At 66.0% G+C, this 16,126-nt stretch carries 19 protein-coding genes and 1 pseudogene; 4 read left to right on the plus strand and 16 right to left on the minus strand.

Annotated elements, in window-relative coordinates; all coding sequences use genetic code 11:
• Positions 1–27 precede the first annotated feature (27 nt).
• Genes BM127_RS00910 through BM127_RS00920 form a run of 3 tightly spaced genes read right to left on the minus strand, consistent with a single transcriptional unit; the run spans position 28 to position 2,971 of the window.
• A complete protein-coding gene (locus tag BM127_RS00910; RefSeq protein WP_091193128.1) occupies positions 28–1,230 on the minus strand; it encodes an NAD(P)/FAD-dependent oxidoreductase in 1,203 nt (400 codons plus the stop codon).
• A complete protein-coding gene (locus BM127_RS00915) occupies positions 1,227–2,633 on the minus strand; it encodes a cytochrome P450 (RefSeq protein ID WP_091193129.1) in 1,407 nt (468 codons plus the stop codon). Before BM127_RS00915 ends, BM127_RS00910 begins: the two co-directional genes overlap by 4 nt.
• Before the next feature lie 17 nt (positions 2,634–2,650).
• Positions 2,651–2,971, minus strand: coding sequence for a 2Fe-2S iron-sulfur cluster-binding protein (locus tag BM127_RS00920; RefSeq protein ID WP_091193131.1), 321 nt, complete (start codon positions 2,969–2,971; stop codon positions 2,651–2,653).
• Positions 2,972–3,096: 125 nt separating this feature from the next.
• Here BM127_RS00920 and BM127_RS00925 point away from each other — a divergent pair, with 125 nt between their 5' ends.
• Positions 3,097–4,107, plus strand: coding sequence for an AraC family transcriptional regulator (locus tag BM127_RS00925; RefSeq protein WP_091193132.1), 1,011 nt, complete (start codon positions 3,097–3,099; stop codon positions 4,105–4,107).
• Positions 4,108–4,118: 11 nt separating this feature from the next.
• Here the strand turns inward: BM127_RS00925 and BM127_RS00930 are convergent, their stop codons facing one another.
• Entirely contained in the window at positions 4,119–4,880 is a 762-nt protein-coding gene (locus BM127_RS00930; protein ID WP_231263141.1) for a transglutaminase-like domain-containing protein, read from the minus strand.
• Positions 4,881–4,944: 64 nt separating this feature from the next.
• Positions 4,945–5,616 (minus strand): TetR/AcrR family transcriptional regulator, encoded by a 672-nt coding sequence (locus tag BM127_RS00935; RefSeq protein ID WP_231263140.1) that lies wholly within the window; start codon positions 5,614–5,616, stop codon positions 4,945–4,947.
• 96 nt (positions 5,617–5,712) lie between these two features.
• Between BM127_RS00935 and BM127_RS00940 the strand changes: the two genes are divergently transcribed.
• Positions 5,713–6,870 carry an acyl-CoA dehydrogenase family protein gene (locus BM127_RS00940; RefSeq protein WP_091193134.1) on the plus strand — a complete coding sequence of 386 codons (1,158 nt, stop codon included), beginning with the start codon at positions 5,713–5,715 and terminating at the stop codon, positions 6,868–6,870.
• A 100-nt stretch (positions 6,871–6,970) separates the two neighbouring features.
• On the opposite strand, the gene BM127_RS22675 is transcribed toward BM127_RS00940, so the two are convergent.
• The 5 genes from BM127_RS22675 to BM127_RS22950 form a co-directional block, all read right to left on the minus strand.
• Positions 6,971–7,273, minus strand: a complete 303-nt coding sequence (locus BM127_RS22675; protein WP_269800910.1) for a VOC family protein — start codon at positions 7,271–7,273, stop codon at positions 6,971–6,973.
• Positions 7,210–7,377, minus strand: a complete 168-nt coding sequence (locus BM127_RS23115) for a VOC family protein (RefSeq protein ID WP_198554457.1) — start codon at positions 7,375–7,377, stop codon at positions 7,210–7,212. Before BM127_RS23115 ends, BM127_RS22675 begins: the two co-directional genes overlap by 64 nt.
• 27 nt (positions 7,378–7,404) lie before the next feature.
• The gene (locus BM127_RS00950; RefSeq protein WP_091193136.1) at positions 7,405–7,890 is read right to left on the minus strand and encodes a luciferase domain-containing protein; all 486 of its coding nucleotides are present in this window, start codon (positions 7,888–7,890) and stop codon (positions 7,405–7,407) included.
• Positions 7,887–8,117, minus strand: a complete 231-nt coding sequence (locus tag BM127_RS00955) for a hypothetical protein (RefSeq protein WP_217642303.1) — start codon at positions 8,115–8,117, stop codon at positions 7,887–7,889. Before BM127_RS00955 ends, BM127_RS00950 begins: the two co-directional genes overlap by 4 nt.
• 246 nt (positions 8,118–8,363) lie before the next feature.
• Positions 8,364–8,492 carry a hypothetical protein gene (locus BM127_RS22950; RefSeq protein WP_269212857.1) on the minus strand — a complete coding sequence of 43 codons (129 nt, stop codon included), beginning with the start codon at positions 8,490–8,492 and terminating at the stop codon, positions 8,364–8,366.
• On the opposite strand from BM127_RS22950, the gene BM127_RS23120 reads away from it, so the two are divergent.
• Positions 8,445–8,573 carry a winged helix-turn-helix transcriptional regulator gene (locus tag BM127_RS23120; protein WP_157829637.1) on the plus strand — a complete coding sequence of 43 codons (129 nt, stop codon included), beginning with the start codon at positions 8,445–8,447 and terminating at the stop codon, positions 8,571–8,573. The two genes, BM127_RS22950 and BM127_RS23120, sit on opposite strands and share 48 nt — an antisense overlap.
• Before the next feature lie 101 nt (positions 8,574–8,674).
• Positions 8,675–8,846, plus strand: a pseudogene (locus tag BM127_RS21725) (IS3 family transposase); the annotation flags it as partial.
• 77 nt (positions 8,847–8,923) lie between these two features.
• Here BM127_RS21725 and BM127_RS00965 read toward each other — a convergent pair.
• The 6 genes from BM127_RS00965 to BM127_RS00990 form a co-directional block, all read right to left on the minus strand.
• Entirely contained in the window at positions 8,924–9,376 is a 453-nt protein-coding gene (locus tag BM127_RS00965) for a MaoC family dehydratase (RefSeq protein ID WP_091193139.1), read from the minus strand.
• A 265-nt stretch (positions 9,377–9,641) separates the two neighbouring features.
• Positions 9,642–10,478: a TIGR03084 family metal-binding protein gene (locus BM127_RS00970; RefSeq protein WP_217642304.1), complete on the minus strand. Its 837-nt coding sequence runs from the start codon at positions 10,476–10,478 to the stop codon at positions 9,642–9,644.
• 41 nt (positions 10,479–10,519) lie between these two features.
• A complete protein-coding gene (locus tag BM127_RS00975; protein WP_091193141.1) occupies positions 10,520–11,296 on the minus strand; it encodes an enoyl-CoA hydratase/isomerase family protein in 777 nt (258 codons plus the stop codon).
• 9 nt (positions 11,297–11,305) lie between these two features.
• On the minus strand, positions 11,306–12,460 hold the full coding sequence (locus BM127_RS00980) for an acyl-CoA dehydrogenase family protein (protein WP_091195286.1): 1,155 nt from the start codon (positions 12,458–12,460) through the stop codon (positions 11,306–11,308).
• Positions 12,461–12,522: 62 nt separating this feature from the next.
• Positions 12,523–14,505 (minus strand): acetyl/propionyl/methylcrotonyl-CoA carboxylase subunit alpha, encoded by a 1,983-nt coding sequence (locus BM127_RS00985; RefSeq protein WP_091193145.1) that lies wholly within the window; start codon positions 14,503–14,505, stop codon positions 12,523–12,525.
• A 19-nt stretch (positions 14,506–14,524) separates the two neighbouring features.
• Positions 14,525–16,123 (minus strand): acyl-CoA carboxylase subunit beta, encoded by a 1,599-nt coding sequence (locus BM127_RS00990; RefSeq protein ID WP_372476560.1) that lies wholly within the window; start codon positions 16,121–16,123, stop codon positions 14,525–14,527.
• Positions 16,124–16,126 lie beyond the last annotated feature (3 nt).

Below are 16,126 nucleotides of genomic sequence, written 5' to 3' on the forward strand. Positions count from 1 at the left end.
ACCACGACCAGCGGTCACTGCGGCTTCTCACACCGCCACCTCCGCTGTCAGGGCGGCCATGTCGACCGCGGTCGCCTGGGTGAGCATGCGTTTGGTGGTCATGAAGTCTCGGGGACGGTTGACACAGTCAGCGGCTATCGGCTCGCCCTTCCGGAGGTAGTAGCAGGTGAAGTCGCGGTCACGGGTCAGGTCACCGCTTAGGGCGATGTCGTCATAGCCGGTGTTGAGTCCCGCGATCTGGAGCTTGAGGTCATACTGGTCCGACCAGAACCACGGGAGCGCCGCCACCTCCTTGTCATGTCTACAGATGGTCGCCGCTGCCACCTTGGCCTGCTCCACTGCACTCGGGACCGACTCCAGCCTGATTCGTCGGCCGTAGCGGGGGATGTCCTGCGACGTACAGTCCCCGGCCGCCACGATGTCAGGGTCGCTGGTGCGGGCGTGGGCGTCGATGACGATGCCGTCGTCCACGACCAGGCCGGCTGCCTCGGCGATTTCGATGGTGGGCTCGATCCCGATCCCGACGATCACAAAATCCGCTCGGACCGACTCGCCACTGGCCAGCACCACCTCTCGCACGCGGGTGTCGCCGACCAGGGCCTCCACCGAGGCGTTCGTCCTCACGTCGACGCCCTCTTGTTGGTGGATCCGCGTAAAGAAGGCCGACACCTCAGGGGCAGTGACCCGCTCGAGGACCCGGTCTGCGGCCTCGAGGACTGTGACGTGGAGGCCCAACGAGCGCAGCGAGGCGGCGGTCTCCAGCCCGATGTACCCACCACCCACGATGACGGCGTTGCGCCCGGGGATCGCGTCCTCGCGGATCCGCTCCACGTCCGACGACCGACGCAGGGAGTGCACCCCGTCGAGCTCGGCACCCTCGGCGCGGAGACGTCGGGGGTGCGCTCCCGTGCACAGAGCAAGAGCGTCATAGGACAAGCGGTTCCCGGTGCGGAGCACGAGCTCTCCCGCCGACCGGTCGATCTCCTGCACGCTGGCAGTCACGCGCTCGACGTCCTGCTTGACGTAGAAGTCCTCCGACCGGATGGCCAGCTCCTTCAGCGAGCACTTCCCGGCCAGATATGCCTTCGACAACGGAGGCCTTTGGTACGGCAGCGCCGACTCGTCACCGACCAGCACGATCTCACCCGACCAACCCTCTCGGCGGAGGCTGGTGACCAGCTGCACCCCGGCATGGCTGGCGCCGACCACCACCGCGCGCCCTGAGCTCATCCGCTGCCCTTGGGGGTGAGCTCGACCATCAGCTTGCTGATGCCGCGAACAAAGTTGGACTGCACGTACTGCGGCTCCCCGACCACGTCGATCCTCTCGAAGCGCGGGAGCAGCTCCTCCCAGAGGATCCGCAGCTGCAGCTCGGCCAACCGGTTGCCCATGCACCGATGCACGCCGAAGCCGAAAGCGATGTGGTTGCGGGCGTTGCGACGGTCGATGATCAGCTCGTCCGGCCGCTCGAACACCGTCTCGTCGCGGTTGCCAGACGCGTACCACATCACCACCTTGTCGCCCTTGCGGATGAACTGACCGTTCAGCATGGTGTCGGTCTTCGCGATCCGCCGCATGTACGCGAGCGGCGTCTGCCAGCGGATGATCTCCGAGACCATGTTCGGGATCAGGTCCGGATTGGCCTTCAGCTTCTCGAACTGGTCGGGGAACTGATTGAGTGCAAGAACTCCGCCGCTCATCGAGTTGCGTGTGGTGTCGTTGCCGCCCACGATCAGCAGAACAAAGTTGCCGATGAACTCCATCGGACGCTTGATCAGGTCCTTGGTGCTCTCATCGCTCTGCAGCATCGTGACCAGGTCGAACCCGGGCTCTTCGCCGACCGCGAGCCGGGCGGCCTTGTCGTGCCAGAGTTCAGTGAGTCCTCGCGCCATCTCGAGCATGCCCCGGAACAGCTCGTCAGTGTCGGTAGTGGCGGGGCCGCCGTTGGTCTGCTCCATCGAGGTTGCCAGGTCCGACCACTCGACGAGCTTGTGGCGCTCCTCGAAGGGGAAGTCCAACAGCGTGGCCAGCATGCGGGCGGTCAGATCGATCGACACCGTGCTCACCCAGTCGAACGGTTCGTTGACGGGCAGGTTGTCCAGGACGTCCCTGACGCGCTCGCGAATGAGGTCCTCCATCTCGTGGAGGTTCTTCGGTGCGACGACACCTTGTACGGCGCGCCGCTGTATGTCGTGCTTGGGTGGGTCCATGGCGATGAACATCGCGACGTCCATGAACCGCGGGGGTGTTCCGATGACGATGAGAGGCTCGGCGGAGAAGACCTCGTGGTTCTTGTCCACCGCCATGATGTCGGCGTGACGCGTCACCGACCAGAACGGGCCGAAGGGACTGTGGGGCTGGTAGTGGACCGGAGCCTCGTTGCGCAGACGTTCGAAGTAGGACGCCCACCGCCCCTGTCGGTAGAGGAACGGGTTGCTGAGGTCGATCTCGGCGAGGGGGACCTCTTCGACCGGCGGGATCCGGGCCTCGACGAACATCGGCCCGTTCGCGCCGGTGAGCCAACGCCGGCCCTTGTCGTAGAGGCGCGCGCCCTGGATCTGTCGCTCCAGGGGGATGGCGGACTCGACCTTCGTTTTCACTGTTTCTGGGATCTTCACTTCTGGGAACTTCATCGGGCTTGACCCTCCTGCTACATCTGGAACTCGGGCAACTGCACCGTCAAGCCGTCCCACGATTCGCAGACCTTGACTTGGCACGACAGGCGAGACGTCGGCTGTCGCTCGGGGTTCATCGACAGCATCTCCTCCTCCTCGGGACCGGACCGGCCGACCTTGTCGGCCCAGGCGGGATCAACGATCACGTGGCAGGTGCCGCATGCGGCCTCGCCGCCGCAGTCGGCATCGATGCCCGGGATGGCGTTGTTCGTCGCCACCTGCATCAGCGAGCTGCCCTCCTCGAGCGGGGCCTCGTGCTGCTCCCCATCGTGCGACATGAAGGTGACCATTGCCATCGACAATTCTCCTGCCTTTGCCTACCGAATAGACGTTTCGATGATGATTGTTGTCGACTGTCCACGGCAAAGCCATGTCGTATCGTGTCAGTATGTTGTGAATTCGGATCACGTGAGGATTGCCTGTGAGGACAGACGAGCCAGGCGTCCCGTCGCTGGCCTTCGTGCAATTGCTAAGCAGTCCGGCGATCGACGCGGACGCCGTCGAGCGTTTTCGCGTCATCATGGCGCGCGAGGGAACCGGTGAGCTGGCTCTCATCCAGACCCAGGGCGAGGCACCGCTGCGGTGGTTCCGCGAGGTCTATCCCGACCTCGACGTCGAGCAGGCCACCCGGCTCGGGATCGCCTGCGCAGAACACGCGCAGCTCACATCCTTCGGACCGTTGAGTGTCCCGATGGTTAGCGCGTGCACCGTCGAAGAAGTCGTGGAGCTGCTGGCCTATCTGCCCTTGATCACCAACGCGGTCACCACGCAGTTCCAACCGCAGCAGGACGACCTGACGATCCGGCTGTCGGGGAACGCAGGCGATCCCGATCTCGACTGTCTGGTCGTCACCTACTGCGGACTGGCACTCATACGTTTGATCGACCTGGTGGTCGTCGAGGCCTCGGAGGCAACCATGCACAGTCACTGGCCGGAGCCGAGCGTGCTACCCCGAGAGGCCGAGAGCCGGTCCCGGCTCGACTTCGACGCCCCCTTCTCCTACCTGCACATGCCCGCGAGGACGCTTCAGGCTGCCTGCCGCTTTCCCGACCCGATCTCCTACGGACTCGCCGTCACCGAGCTCCAGCAGGCGCTCGCGCGCCGAGCCGACACCCCGGAGTTCACCCGCAGAGTCTGGGCGTTGCTCGACGACGGGTCCGGGGCAAGGACGATTCAGTCCGTCGCGGACGAGTTCTCGATGTCCTCGAGCACCCTGAAACGGCGCCTCGCCGCTGAGGGGACCAGTTTCCGCGAGCTGCTGCAGCAGTCGATGGTCGACCGCGCCAGGAAGCGGCTTCTCGACCCCTCCACGTCGGTCGGCGAGGTCGCCAACGAGCTCGGCTACAGCGATCTCACCAACTTCTCGCACGCCTTCAAGAAATGGACCGGCAGCTCACCGAGCCACTTTCGTCGTGAGCACGAGGTCCGTTGAGGCGAGAGTGCTCAGTCCGAGCTCCCTGACGGGTCCACGGGTGCATGCTCGGTGGCCTCTCTGGCGTCGGCAGGAGCAATGAAGGCGTCGTCGGCAACCCCGACGCCGGGGGCCATGCGGCCGTAGGTCAGGTCGAGCGCCGTCAGGATCCGGTCCAGCGGGAGGTCGTCGAAGCTGCCGTGGTCCCGCACGTACTCCATGTGCCGGGTGCCGTCGGACGTGAAGGCGTGCATGAGCGCGTCGCTCTGTCCGTCGAAGTCCACCGGGGGCACATCGAAGCGCTCGCACAGCTCGACATCGAAGGCCGGCGTCGCCTTCAACCATCGCCCGTCCAGGTGGACGCTGCAGTACCCGTGGTACACGAAAAGGTCCGTGCCACCCATGACGGCCCGCAAGGTATCGGTCTGCAGGTGGTTGCGGACGTCGGCGAAGCCCAGCCGGGCAGGGATGCCCGCGGCCCGCAGCGCCGCGGTCAGCAGCACCGCCTTGGGAACGCAGTAGGCGCGGCCCGTCTCGAGCACGTAGCTGGCCCGGTAGTGCTCACGATCTCGGGCAACCGAGTAGGGGTCGTACCAGACTCTGTCCCGAACGGCCGCGAAGAGCAGGCTCGCCCGCTCACGCGGGCTCGACGCGCCGGCGATCACGTGCTGTGTGAAGTCGCGCACCGGAGCGCTGTCGTGATCGAGGAAGAAGGTCGCCTCGAGGTGCGGTCCCGCCGTCGGCGTCATCGCCGCCGCCAGGCGGTCGTCGGCCTTCCCGACTTCGACGTCCATGCTTCGGCCTCCTCTACCCACGCGGCTGCGCACGGTGCGCGCCGTCCACACGCTGGAGCGGTCCTCATCGGACGCTCAAGTAACTGTCGTCGTCGATGCCGAGCCCGACGCTGTCAGCGAGATCGCGCAGGATCAACCAAACTTGGTGCGCGATCCGCGCAACGACCTCGTCCTGCGACTCGTCGTGGTGGTCGAGCCACCAGATGATCCCGGCATCGACCATACCCATCAGCCCGGCCATGACCCCGTCCGGAAGGTCGACCTCGACCTCGGGGGTGCGCAGGTACGCCGACGCGGCGGCCACCACCTCCCCCAGGAACCGCGTGCGCCCCAGCCTGGCCCGATGCGTCTCCTTGTCCTGCTGGCGCACAGCCATGAAGCGATAGAGGTTCGGATGCTCGGCCGCCCACCCGAGTGCAGCCCCGATCACACCCCGGATGATGGCAGGGGCGGTGCCACTGACCTGCATCGCGGGCCGAACGGTGTCGATGAGTTGGTCCGCCGCGAACCGCAGCACCTCGCCGGCGAGATCCGCTTTGCTGTCGAAGTGGCGGTAGACGTGAGGCCGCGCCACGCCTGCGTGTTCGGCGATCTGAGCGGTGCCGACCCCGGCGCCGTACTTCTCAATCGCGTCAGCCGCCGCCACCACTATCTGTTCGCGCCGCGGAGCTCGATGGGAGTCGTGCGCAGTGGACCGGCGCACGACGGCCGTGTCCACCCACCTCGCGAGATCCACGACCGCAACATAACTCACGGCGCTGGCGCGGGTACAGGACGTACCCGTAACCTGCGGTACAGGTTGTACCCGGTACCCATTAGCTCTGGAGGACCCATGCCCGGCCGCCGTTCGCCCTGGATGACCCAGGATCTCGACGACTTCCGCCAGCTCGCCCGCACGTTCTGCGAGAAGGAGATCAAGCCCAACATCGAGCGGTTCATCGACCAGAAGCGCGTCGACCGCGAGCTGTGGATCCGCGCCGGCGAGCTGGGCCTGTTGTGTACGTCGATCCCGGAGGAGTACGGCGGGGGCGGCGGCACGTTCTTCCATGAGGCGATCCTCATCGAGGAGCAGGCTCGCATCGGTGACAGCAGCTGGGGAGCAGCGCTGCACAGCGGCATCGTCGCGCACTACCTGCTGCACTACGGCACCGAGGAGCAGAAGCAGCAGTGGCTGCCCAAGATGGCCTCCGGCGAGGTCGTGACCGCCATCGCGATGACCGAGCCCGGCACCGGTTCCGACCTCCAGGGGATCAAGACCAAGGCAGTCCGAGAAGGCGATGACTACGTCGTCCACGGCGCGAAGACCTTCATCACCAACGGCTATCACGCCGACATGGTGCTGGTCGCCTGCAAGACCACCCCCGATCAGGCCGCTGCCGGCGTCTCGTTGGTCATCGTGCCGAGCAGCTCCGAGGGCTTTCGGCGCGGTCGGGTCCTGGACAAGATCGGCCTGAAGGGCCAGGACACCTGCGAGCTGTTCTTCGATGACGTACGCGTGCCTGCCGGCAACCTGCTCGGCACCGAGGAGGGTCAGGGCTTCATCCAGCTCATGATGCAGCTGCCGCAGGAGCGGCTCATCGTCGCCGTGAGCTGCGCCGCGTCGATGGACTTGATGCTGGACCTGACGCATGAGTACACCCTCACGCGCGAGGCGTTCGGCAAGCCGATCTTCGGATTCCAGAACACCAAGTTCAAGCTCGCCGAGGTCGCCACCGAAGCCCGCGTCACCCGCGCCTTCATCGACGAGTGTCTCGACCTGCACGTCAAGGGCGAGCTGGACATCCCGACCGCCGCGATGGCGAAGTACTGGTCCTCGGAACGGGCTCAGCAGGTCGCTGACACGTGTCTGCAGCTCCACGGCGGCTACGGCTACATGGAGGAGTATCCGATCGCGCGCGCGTGGACAGACCTGCGGATCAGTCAGATCTACGCCGGCACCACCGAGATCATGAAGGAGATCATCGCCCGGTCCCTGCCGAAGCCCGGCTGAGCCGCCGGGCCGCCGGGCCGCCGGGCCGCCGGGCCGCCGGGCCGCTCGGTCAGAGACACAGGGGCCGGATCGGGGCGAAGACCAACGACGGATCGGCGAGTCACTCCTCGGTCGCCATCACGTCGACGTAGAACTCGATCTGGTGCCCGTCGGGGTCGGCGATGTAGAGCGAGTGGGTGACCGTGTGGTCGCTGGCCCGCTGGATCGGCACCCCGTGCTCGGTCAGGTGACGCACGACCTCGCGCAGGTCGTCGTCGCTGTCGGCGACCTTCAGCCCGAACTGGTACAGCCCCACACAGCGCCCCGGAGGCATCGGCGCCGCCGCCGAGCCCACCTCGATCAGCAACAGCTCGTGGTGGGTGCGTCCGGAGGAGAACGCCGCCGCGGGGACCGGCAGTGGCACTCCCCGCGGATCTCGTTCCACCCGAGCACGTCTCGGTAGAACCGCCGGGACCGATCCAGGTCGCGGACATAGAGCAGCGGGTGGCCGAACTCGTGGATGCGCATGATGGTCGGCTCCGATCTCTCGGCCGGTCAGGCCGGACCGCTCCGTGCGTACTCGAACGATGCGGTCACGATCCGGGAGACCAGCTCTGCCTCCTCCTCATCGCGGGGTGCGTAGACCAGCACCGCGCCCGAGGTGATCAGGCCGCGGCGGGCGACCGGGTGTTGCTCCGCCCACCCTGCCTCGACCACGCGGGAGGCGACAGCGGGCGGCAGCACCAGGTGAAGTGAGTGGTCCAGGGCGGGGTGCAGGTGAGCGAACTCGGTGCCCACCATGAAGGCCTCGGGCGGGCCCTGCGCGGCATCTGCCGGCAGGGTCATGGCGCGCGCTCCGGGGACCGAGATCATGCTGGGGCGCCAGACCACTCCCGGCAGCAGCTGGGCGAGCCTCTCCTCCAGGAGACGGCGCGGCCGATCGTCGTCAGGTTGCTGGTCGAGCTGGGTGTGCGGATTGCTCGGAGTGGTGCGCGGCCTGGCCCCGGCGCGGGCGGGCAGGTCGACCAGCGAGCCGGTCACAGCGTGAGCACCGGGCCGAGCACCCGGCCGAACTCGCCACCCGCGGAGGCGAAGAAGGCAAACAGGGCCAGCGCGGCGCCCGCGAGGGATAGCTCCTTGAGGAACTGGGTTTGCCCGTTCACCTTGCTCACCGGGTCGGTCTCGCGCCAGGCTCCCAGGTCGGGCCAGACGCCGACGGACGCCATGAGGCCACGCAGGATGATCACGGCACCGGTGAAGGGCACCATCAGCCCAGCCGCCGGCACACCCCTGCTCACCGCGTGGTCGGTCATCATCTCCCGGCGCCCAGGAACATCAGCGCGAAAGGGTCCGGCCGATGGGGACGAACGTCCACGAGACCCTCCTCGTATGGAAGTATGCCTTACTCTGTGGTAAGCGACTCTAGGGTTCCTTCCCAGTCACGTCGTGGCAAGGGTCGAGGGGTCCGGCGACTCGTGGGTCGCGGAGGTTGGCTGCATGGACGAGAGGGAGAGCTACTGACCGATCTTCCACCGCGCGGTCGAGTTGATCAGGGGGCGCTGGAACGGCACGATCATCCGCGCACTGCCGACGGCGTGGAGCGCCTCGGCGAGATCCGCTCGAGAGTTCCCGGGCTCACTCACCGGCTCGTCGCCCAGCGGCTTCGGGAGCTCGAGCGCGAGGGCGCGGTGGAACGTGCCTACACCGCCGCCACTACACGCTGACGGCCGGGGGCCACTCACTGGCGCCGGTGATCGAGTCGATAGCCCCGTGGGCTGTCACGTGGGGGGCCTCCCAGATCCGCGGCGCACGGCGAACAGCCGCCGACAACGCAGCCATAGAGTCGTTCTTCGCGCTGCTGCAGAAGAACGTCCTCAACCGACGAGCATGGCCGACGCGTGAGGAGCTGCGGATCGCCATCGTGACCCCGCCCCGGACGTTTGACCCCGGTCGAATACGAGCTGATGATGAAGCCCTACGCGACCCAAGCGGCCTAACCGACACTCTCCACCCCATCGTGCAGCAGTCCCTACCGTCTAATGGTGACGCCGCGCCCGGCCGTGCCGATCCCAGGTCAAGCGAAGAGAAGGACGAGATGCCCCGCGACACACGCCGGCTTACCATGACCCTCAATCTCGACTGTGTGCTCGACGACGAGCTGCTTGCCCGTCGGGAGATCGCGGATTTCGCCGAATCGCACGTGCGAGCGTAGGCGACTATCGACCGGGACCGGTGCCGGAAACCTCACCCTTTCGAGTCCGTAGTTCAGTCGGGCACCCGGCGTCTCGAGCGCGAACACCTGCGACGCGAAGTGGGAGAGCAGGCTCAGGGTGAGAAAGCCGTGCGCGATCGTCTTCCCGAAGGGCCCCGCAGCGGCCGCGTCCGCATCGACGTGGATCCACTGGTAGTCCAGCGTGGCGTCGGCGAAGGCGTCAATGCGGGCCTGATCGACCACGAACCATTCGCTGGTGCCGATGTCGGTAGCAGCAGCCGCGGCGACGTCGTCCAGCGTGGTGAAGATGCGCATGCCACTACGATAGTCGGAACCTCGGGTGGCGCTGGCAGGTCTCCAAGCCGCGGACGCCCAACCATACGGGATCCACCTTCGCCCGGTGCAGGGAAGGAACTCAGTAGTGGTGTTTCACCTCAGCCTGACGCACCGGGATCCGCCACCGGGCCCGACCCAACCTGTCACCTGATCGTGCGGCAGACCCTCCCCCCGGCGCTATCAATCTGTCCTTCCCCGACAGTGGTCTAGGGCCGGGCACCGGCGGGCGTAGTCCGGTTCTTCATCAGTCGTGCCGTTCATCCCCAAGGGCGGCTGCCTGTTCTGCGGGACGCCCAAAGAATTGGCCCGCGCGCCGGCCGGCGCCGGGGGGGCCAGCGAAGGCTTGCGCCATTGACATCCACTCCGCCGCGACCGCGCCCTCGGCTGATACGTCAGTGTCGCCAGGGTGACGCCTCTGCGTGACGACGAGACAGAAATCGAGTGCTGACCCGGTGACGCGGTTCTTCGCTCCCCGTTCACCCCATACCCACAACTCTCCAGAAGGGCCGGTGATCTCGACCCGGACAGGGACCGCAGGGATCGGTCGCCCGTGCGCCCGAAAGCTGTTCGGCAGGGTCCGAACTCCGATGTCCGCAATATGTCTGAGCCTATCGGTCGCGACCGTCTCCGCACCGAGCGCGTCGCGCACGTCCTGCCCATGTGCCCATGTCTCCATCAGCCGAGCAGTGACGAAGGAGAGCACGCTCATGGGTGGCCCGAACCAAGGAACCCGAGTCTGCCGATCGACTGCACGCAGTGAGTGCACCATCTGCACCCGCGCCTGAACGAAGCCGCTGAGCAGCTCAGGTACACCGATCGTCTGCCCGGGCATGTTCGCACGGTCTACGAAAGCGATCGGATCCGGCTGTGCCTCCGCGAGCAACTGGGTAAACGCCGCCCGGTCGGTGAGTGCGAGATACGCGGCGTTGTCTGAGAACGTCAGGTGGCTCACCTGATCTCGAACCGTCCACCCTTCCGCGGGCGTCGCCTTCTCCCAGGCAACGACCGGCAGAGGCAGCAGCATGCTCATCAAGCAGCCCGTTTCGGCGGCGACATCACGCAGCAGAAGGTCGAGCTGCACGCAATTGTCGTCGACACCACCGGCGCTCGGACGGCCCGTGCTCATCGGCCCTGCCATTGCGGTGGGCGCTTCTCGCGGAACGCCCGTGGACCTTCCTGTGCATCAGCGCTCAGATAGACAGGCTCCCAGATCCGGTCCGCCTCATCGAGTGCGTCATGCCAACCACGATCTGCTGATGCATACACCATCGCCTTCGATGCAGCGACGGACAGCGGGGCGTTGGCGGCGATCCGCTCAGCCAGCTCCTGAGCCGCCTCGCGCAGCTGTGCGGCAGGGACCACTTCGTTGACCAGCCCCACCTCCCGCGCTCTCACAGCGTCGATGGGATCGCCCGTCATAAGAAGCTGCATGGCCACGCGGGGTGGGATCAGCCACGGCAAGGGAGCCGCCCAGGGCGACCCGCGGCCAACTTTCACTTCCGTCACGGCGAAGCGCGCGTTTGCGGCGGCGACTACCAGGTCGCACATCTGCGCCATGAGGAAGCCACCCGCGTAGGCCACACCATTAACGGCCGCGATGGTGGGTTTGTCGACAGCAACGGTGCGGCCGAAGTATGGAATGAAGTCCGGCGGAGGCGGCCCCAGCCTCTGCTCGGCCATCTCCTTGAGGTCCCCTCCGGCGCAGAAGGCCGCGTCACCTGCTCCGGTAAGAATCATGACCTTCGCTTCAACATCGGAGTTGAAACGGGCGACGGCCTCGAACAAGCCGGCGCGGATAGCGGAGTTGATGGCGTTTCGTGCGTCTGGGCGGTTCAGCGTCACCCAGGCGGCTCCGTTGACGACTTCGTAGGTGACAGCGTCATCGTGCGGGTTGGTCATCGTGAACCCCTAGTAGGAACTGGGCAGGCCGAGACTGTGCCTGGCGATATAGTTGAGGATCATTTCTCGGCTGATCGGCGCGGTCCGCATGAGTCTCATCGAGCCCCATAAGGTGGCCAACCCGTACTCTGTGGACAACCCGTTCCCGCCGTGGGTCTGGATGGCCTGGTCCAATGCTGCCATGCCTGCTTCGGCAGCCGCGAACTTCGCCATGTTGGCGGCCTCTCCGGCCAGGGGGTCTCCCTCGTCGTGCAGCCAGGCGGCCCGCTGCGTCATCAGGCGAGCAAGATCCGCGTTGATCTTCGCAAGCGCCAAAGGGTGCGCGACGCCCTGGTGTGTGCCGATCGGAACGCCCCACACCTGGCGTCCTCGGGCGTACTCCGCCGCCTTGGCCAGGGCATATCGAGCGATGCCGTTGCCCATAGCTGCCCCCATGATCCGCTCGGGGTTCAGGCCTTGGAAGACCTGGCGTAGACCGTCGCCCTCTTCCCCGATCAGGCTCTCAGCAGGAAGGCGGACATCGTCGAAGAAGAGGGTGAACTGCTTGTCCGGTGCCGTCATCTCCACCGGAATGAGCGTCTTGGTAAGGCCGGCGGCATCGGTGGGTACCACCAGGAGGCTCAGCTTCCCGCGGCCCCTGTGGTCCGTGCCCGTTCGTGCGACGACGAGGATGGCGTCAGCCTCGTCCACACCCGAGATGTAGTACTTGGTGCCGGACAACACGTAATCGGTACCGTCGCGACGGGCCACTGTCGAGATGTTGTGCGAGTTCGAGCCTGCGTCCGGTTCGGTGATGGCGAACGACATGATGGACTCGCCGGTGGCCAGACGTCGGAGCCATCGCTCTTTCTGCTCCTCCGTGCCGAAAGTCTGAATCACCGAGCCGCAGATCGCAGGGGACACCACCATCATGAGGAGTGGGCAGCCGGCAGCGGTCAGCTCCTCGGCCACGATCTGCAGCTCGTAAACGCCGGCGCCCCCGCCGCCGTACTCCTCTGCCAGATTCACCCCCAAGAAGCCGTGCTGTCCCGCAGCCTTCCAAAGGTCCGTACTCTTGGCTCCGGACTTCGAGGTTTCGACGAAGTACTCGTGACCGAACGACCGTCCAAGCTTCGCCACGGCCTCTCGGAGAGCGGTGTGCTCACCGGTTTCACGCAAGTCCATCTGGTGCTCCTTGTTGACATCGGTTAGTGGGTGCAGAAAGCGCACGTCTGCGGCGAGGCCGCCTAGTTCTCGTTCTCCTCGATCACCACGAGCACCTCGCCGTCATGCACTGCTGACCCCTGCTCAACCGTGACTTCGCGGACGACGCCCTGATGCGGACTCGTCATGGTGTGCTCCATCTTCATGGCCTCAAGGACCAACAGCGGTTCTCCAGCAGCGACGTCGTCGCCGACAGCAACGAGCACCCTCGCGACGGTGCCCGGCATCGGCGCCATGAGGGAGCCGCCGGGGGCGGCTGACGCCGTGGAGGGGAAGCGCGGTGTCCGGGTGAAGGAGGTGTGGCCGAGGCGGCCATCCACATGGACGGTCGGTGAGTCCCCGTGACCGGAGATCTCGACGTGGAAGGTTTCGCGGAGACCGTCAACCTCGAGAACAACTCGTTGGGGCGTGAGCACACTGACGGCCAGCTCAGGTAGGTCGTCATCGTTGACGTGTGCGCGAACAGTTCCACGGTCCAGTACGTAGGCGACCCGGTACTGTGCTTCTTCGGCCTCAAAGCTGATGGTCTGCGGCTGCGAGCGGTTGTTCCGCCACCCGGAGGGAACGGTGCGCTGTACCGACGCCGCCGCCCGTTTGCGCTCAACCAGAGCCAGGGTCGCCACGACCGCATGCAGGCGCTGAGCGTCCGGTCCGGCCAGTGGTCGGCCCAGGTCGACGGCGGGGTGCCGGGTCAAGAATCCAGTGTCAGTGTGACCGGCCACGAACTCGGGATGCCGCAGGATGCGGACCAGGAGATCCCGGTTCGTGACCAAGCCATGGATGCGGGCGTTGGCGAGTGCCGCACTGAGCTTGCGTATCGCCTCCTGCCGGTCCGGCGCCCAGGCAATGACCTTGGCCACCATGGGGTCGTAGTACTGACTGACCGACGATCCGACTTCCACGCCACTGTCGATCCGGACCCCCGGAACCTGCCCGAGGTCGAAGGTGTCGAGCGTTCCGGTCTGTGGCAAGAATTGCTGCAGCGGGTCCTCGGCGTAGAGTCTTGCCTCGACCGCATGGCCGGTGATGACAGCGTTCGACACCTCGGCGGGAAGCGGTTCGTGTTGGGCGACCATGAGCTGCAGGCGGACCAGGTCGAGCCCGGTGACCAGCTCGGTGACCGGATGTTCGACCTGGAGCCGTGTGTTCATCTCGAGGAAGTAGTACTCACCTTGACCGTCCATCACGAATTCCACGGTCCCGGCACCGACATAGCCAACGGCCTTGGCCGCCGCCACAGCGTCCCTGCCCAGACGCTCGCGTAGGTCTTCATCCACCGCGGGCGAGGGGCATTCCTCGATGATCTTCTGATATCTACGCTGGATCGAGCACTCGCGCTCGAACAAGTGCGCAACGGCGCCATACGTGTCGGCCAGCACCTGCACCTCCACGTGGCGAGGGGAGACCACGAGTCGTTCCAGGAACACGGTCGCGTCGCTGAAGGCAGCAGCGGCCTCCCGCTTGGCGGCGGCGACGGCTTCGAGTAGGTCGCCGGGATCCAGCACCGTGCGCATGCCACGCCCCCCACCACCCGAGGACGCCTTGACCAGTAGGGGGTAGCCGAGGTCTTCAGCCGCCTGACGGACCGTGTTCGTGTCCAGATCGGTCACGTCGGTCCATGGCAGCGTAGGGACGCCGACACTGGCCATGATTGCCTTGGCGGCGAGTTTGGACCCCATCGCCTCGATCGCGTCCGGCGGCGGACCTACGAACGTGAGTCCGTTCTCGGCGCAGAGACGGGCGAAGCCGGCGTTCTCGGACAGGAACCCGTAACCAGGATGAACGGCGTCGGCGTTCACCCTGAGGGCGGCATCCACCAGGAGATCCGGACGCAGGTAGGTCTCCGCCGGGCTCACCCCTGGCAGCCGTACGGCTACGTCCGCCTCGGCCACGTGGCGCGCGTCCATGTCGGCGTCGGAGTAGACGGCGGCCGTGCTGATGCCCATGTCGCGACAGGTACGGAAGATCCGTCGTGCGATTTCACCGCGATTCGCGACCAGGACCATGCTTATCGAAGACAAAGGTTCACATCCTGAATACGCCGTAGCCGCGCTGGCCACGGACTTCGTTGTTGTGGATCACGGACAGGCAGATGCCGAGGACAGTCCGCGTATCGCGCGGGTCGATGACGCCGTCGTCGTACACCCTCGAGCTGTTCGCCAGCGCAGTCTGCTCGCGCTCGATCTGCGACTGAACGGTCTCGCGCATGACGACGTCGGCAGCCTCGTCGAACGGGAGACCCCTGTCGACCGCTGATTCCCTCGCGACGATGGACATCACGCCCGCGAGTTGTTGAGGTCCCATGACGGCGGTCCTGGAGTTGACCCAGGAGAAGAGGAAACGCGGTCCGAAGGCTCGGCCAGCCATGCCGTAGTTCCCCGCTCCGTAGGAGACTCCTATGTTGACGGTGAGATGCGGGACTCGACTATTGGTCACCGCGTTGATCATCTTGGCCCCGTCCTTGATGATCCCGGCTTGCTCGTAGGTCTTGCCGACCATGTATCCCGTGGTGTTCTGGAGGAACAGCAGTGGGGTGTCGATCTGGTTGGCGAGTTGAATGAACTGAGTCGCCTTCTCGGCCTCCTCGTTGAGAAGCACGCCTCTCGCGTTGGCCAGCACACCCAACGGGTATCCGTGGATGGACGCCCATCCCGTGACAAGCGAGGTGCCATAGAGCGGCTTGAATTCATCGAACCTGGAGCCGTCGACGGTCCGGGCGAGGACATCGCGTGGGTCGAACGGCACCTTGGGGTCCGAGGAGGGGATGCCGAGGAGCTGTTCGACCGGGTAGAGGGGCTCGTCGGGCGGCTCGCTAGGACTCGAGCCCAGTCTGCGCCAGTTCAGACGGCGCACGATCTCGCGACCGATGCGGATCGCGTCGAGTTCATCCTCGGCCAGATAGTCGGCGAGTCCGGAGGTCCGGGCATGCATCTCCGCGCCCCCGAGCGACTCGTCGTCCGACTCCTCGCCGGTGGCCATCTTCACCAGGGGCGGTCCCCCGAGGAACACCTTGGATCTCCCGCGGACCATCACCACGTAGTCGGACATGCCGGGCATGTAGGCACCGCCAGCTGTCGCGTTGCCGAAGACGAGCGCGATCGTGGGTAGCCCGGCGGCGGAGTGATCAGTCAGGTCCCGGAACATCCGCCCGCCTGGAATGGCCACTTCGGCCTGGGTCGGCAGGTCGGCTCCGCCCGACTCCACGAGCGTGATGACCGGCAGCCGGTTCTCCTTCGCGATCTCCATGGCACGGAAGACCTTCTTGAAGCTATGGGGGTTCAGGGTCCCTCCGCGCACGGTGGGGTCGTGGGCGATGAGCATGACCTCGACGTCCTCGATGACGCCGATGCCGGTCACCACGCTGGCGCCCACCGTGAACTCGGTGCCCCACGCCGCAAAGGGCATCAGCTCCAAGAACGGCGAGTCCTCATCCAACAGCCATTCGATGCGTTCGCGCGCGAGCAGCTTTCCGCGAGCGCGTAGGCGCGCGACGGACTTCTCGCCTCCGCCAAGGAGTGTCGCCGAGCGAACCTCTGCGACCTCGTCGAGGCTCAACCGCATCTGGTCCAAGTTTTGCTGAAACTCGATGGAGGAGGTGTCTACTCGATCGGGCAGTACCTGCACGGT

The sequence above is a fragment of the Nocardioides alpinus genome (assembly GCF_900112035.1).
GTDB classification, from domain to species: Bacteria; Actinomycetota; Actinomycetes; order Propionibacteriales; family Nocardioidaceae; genus Nocardioides; species Nocardioides alpinus.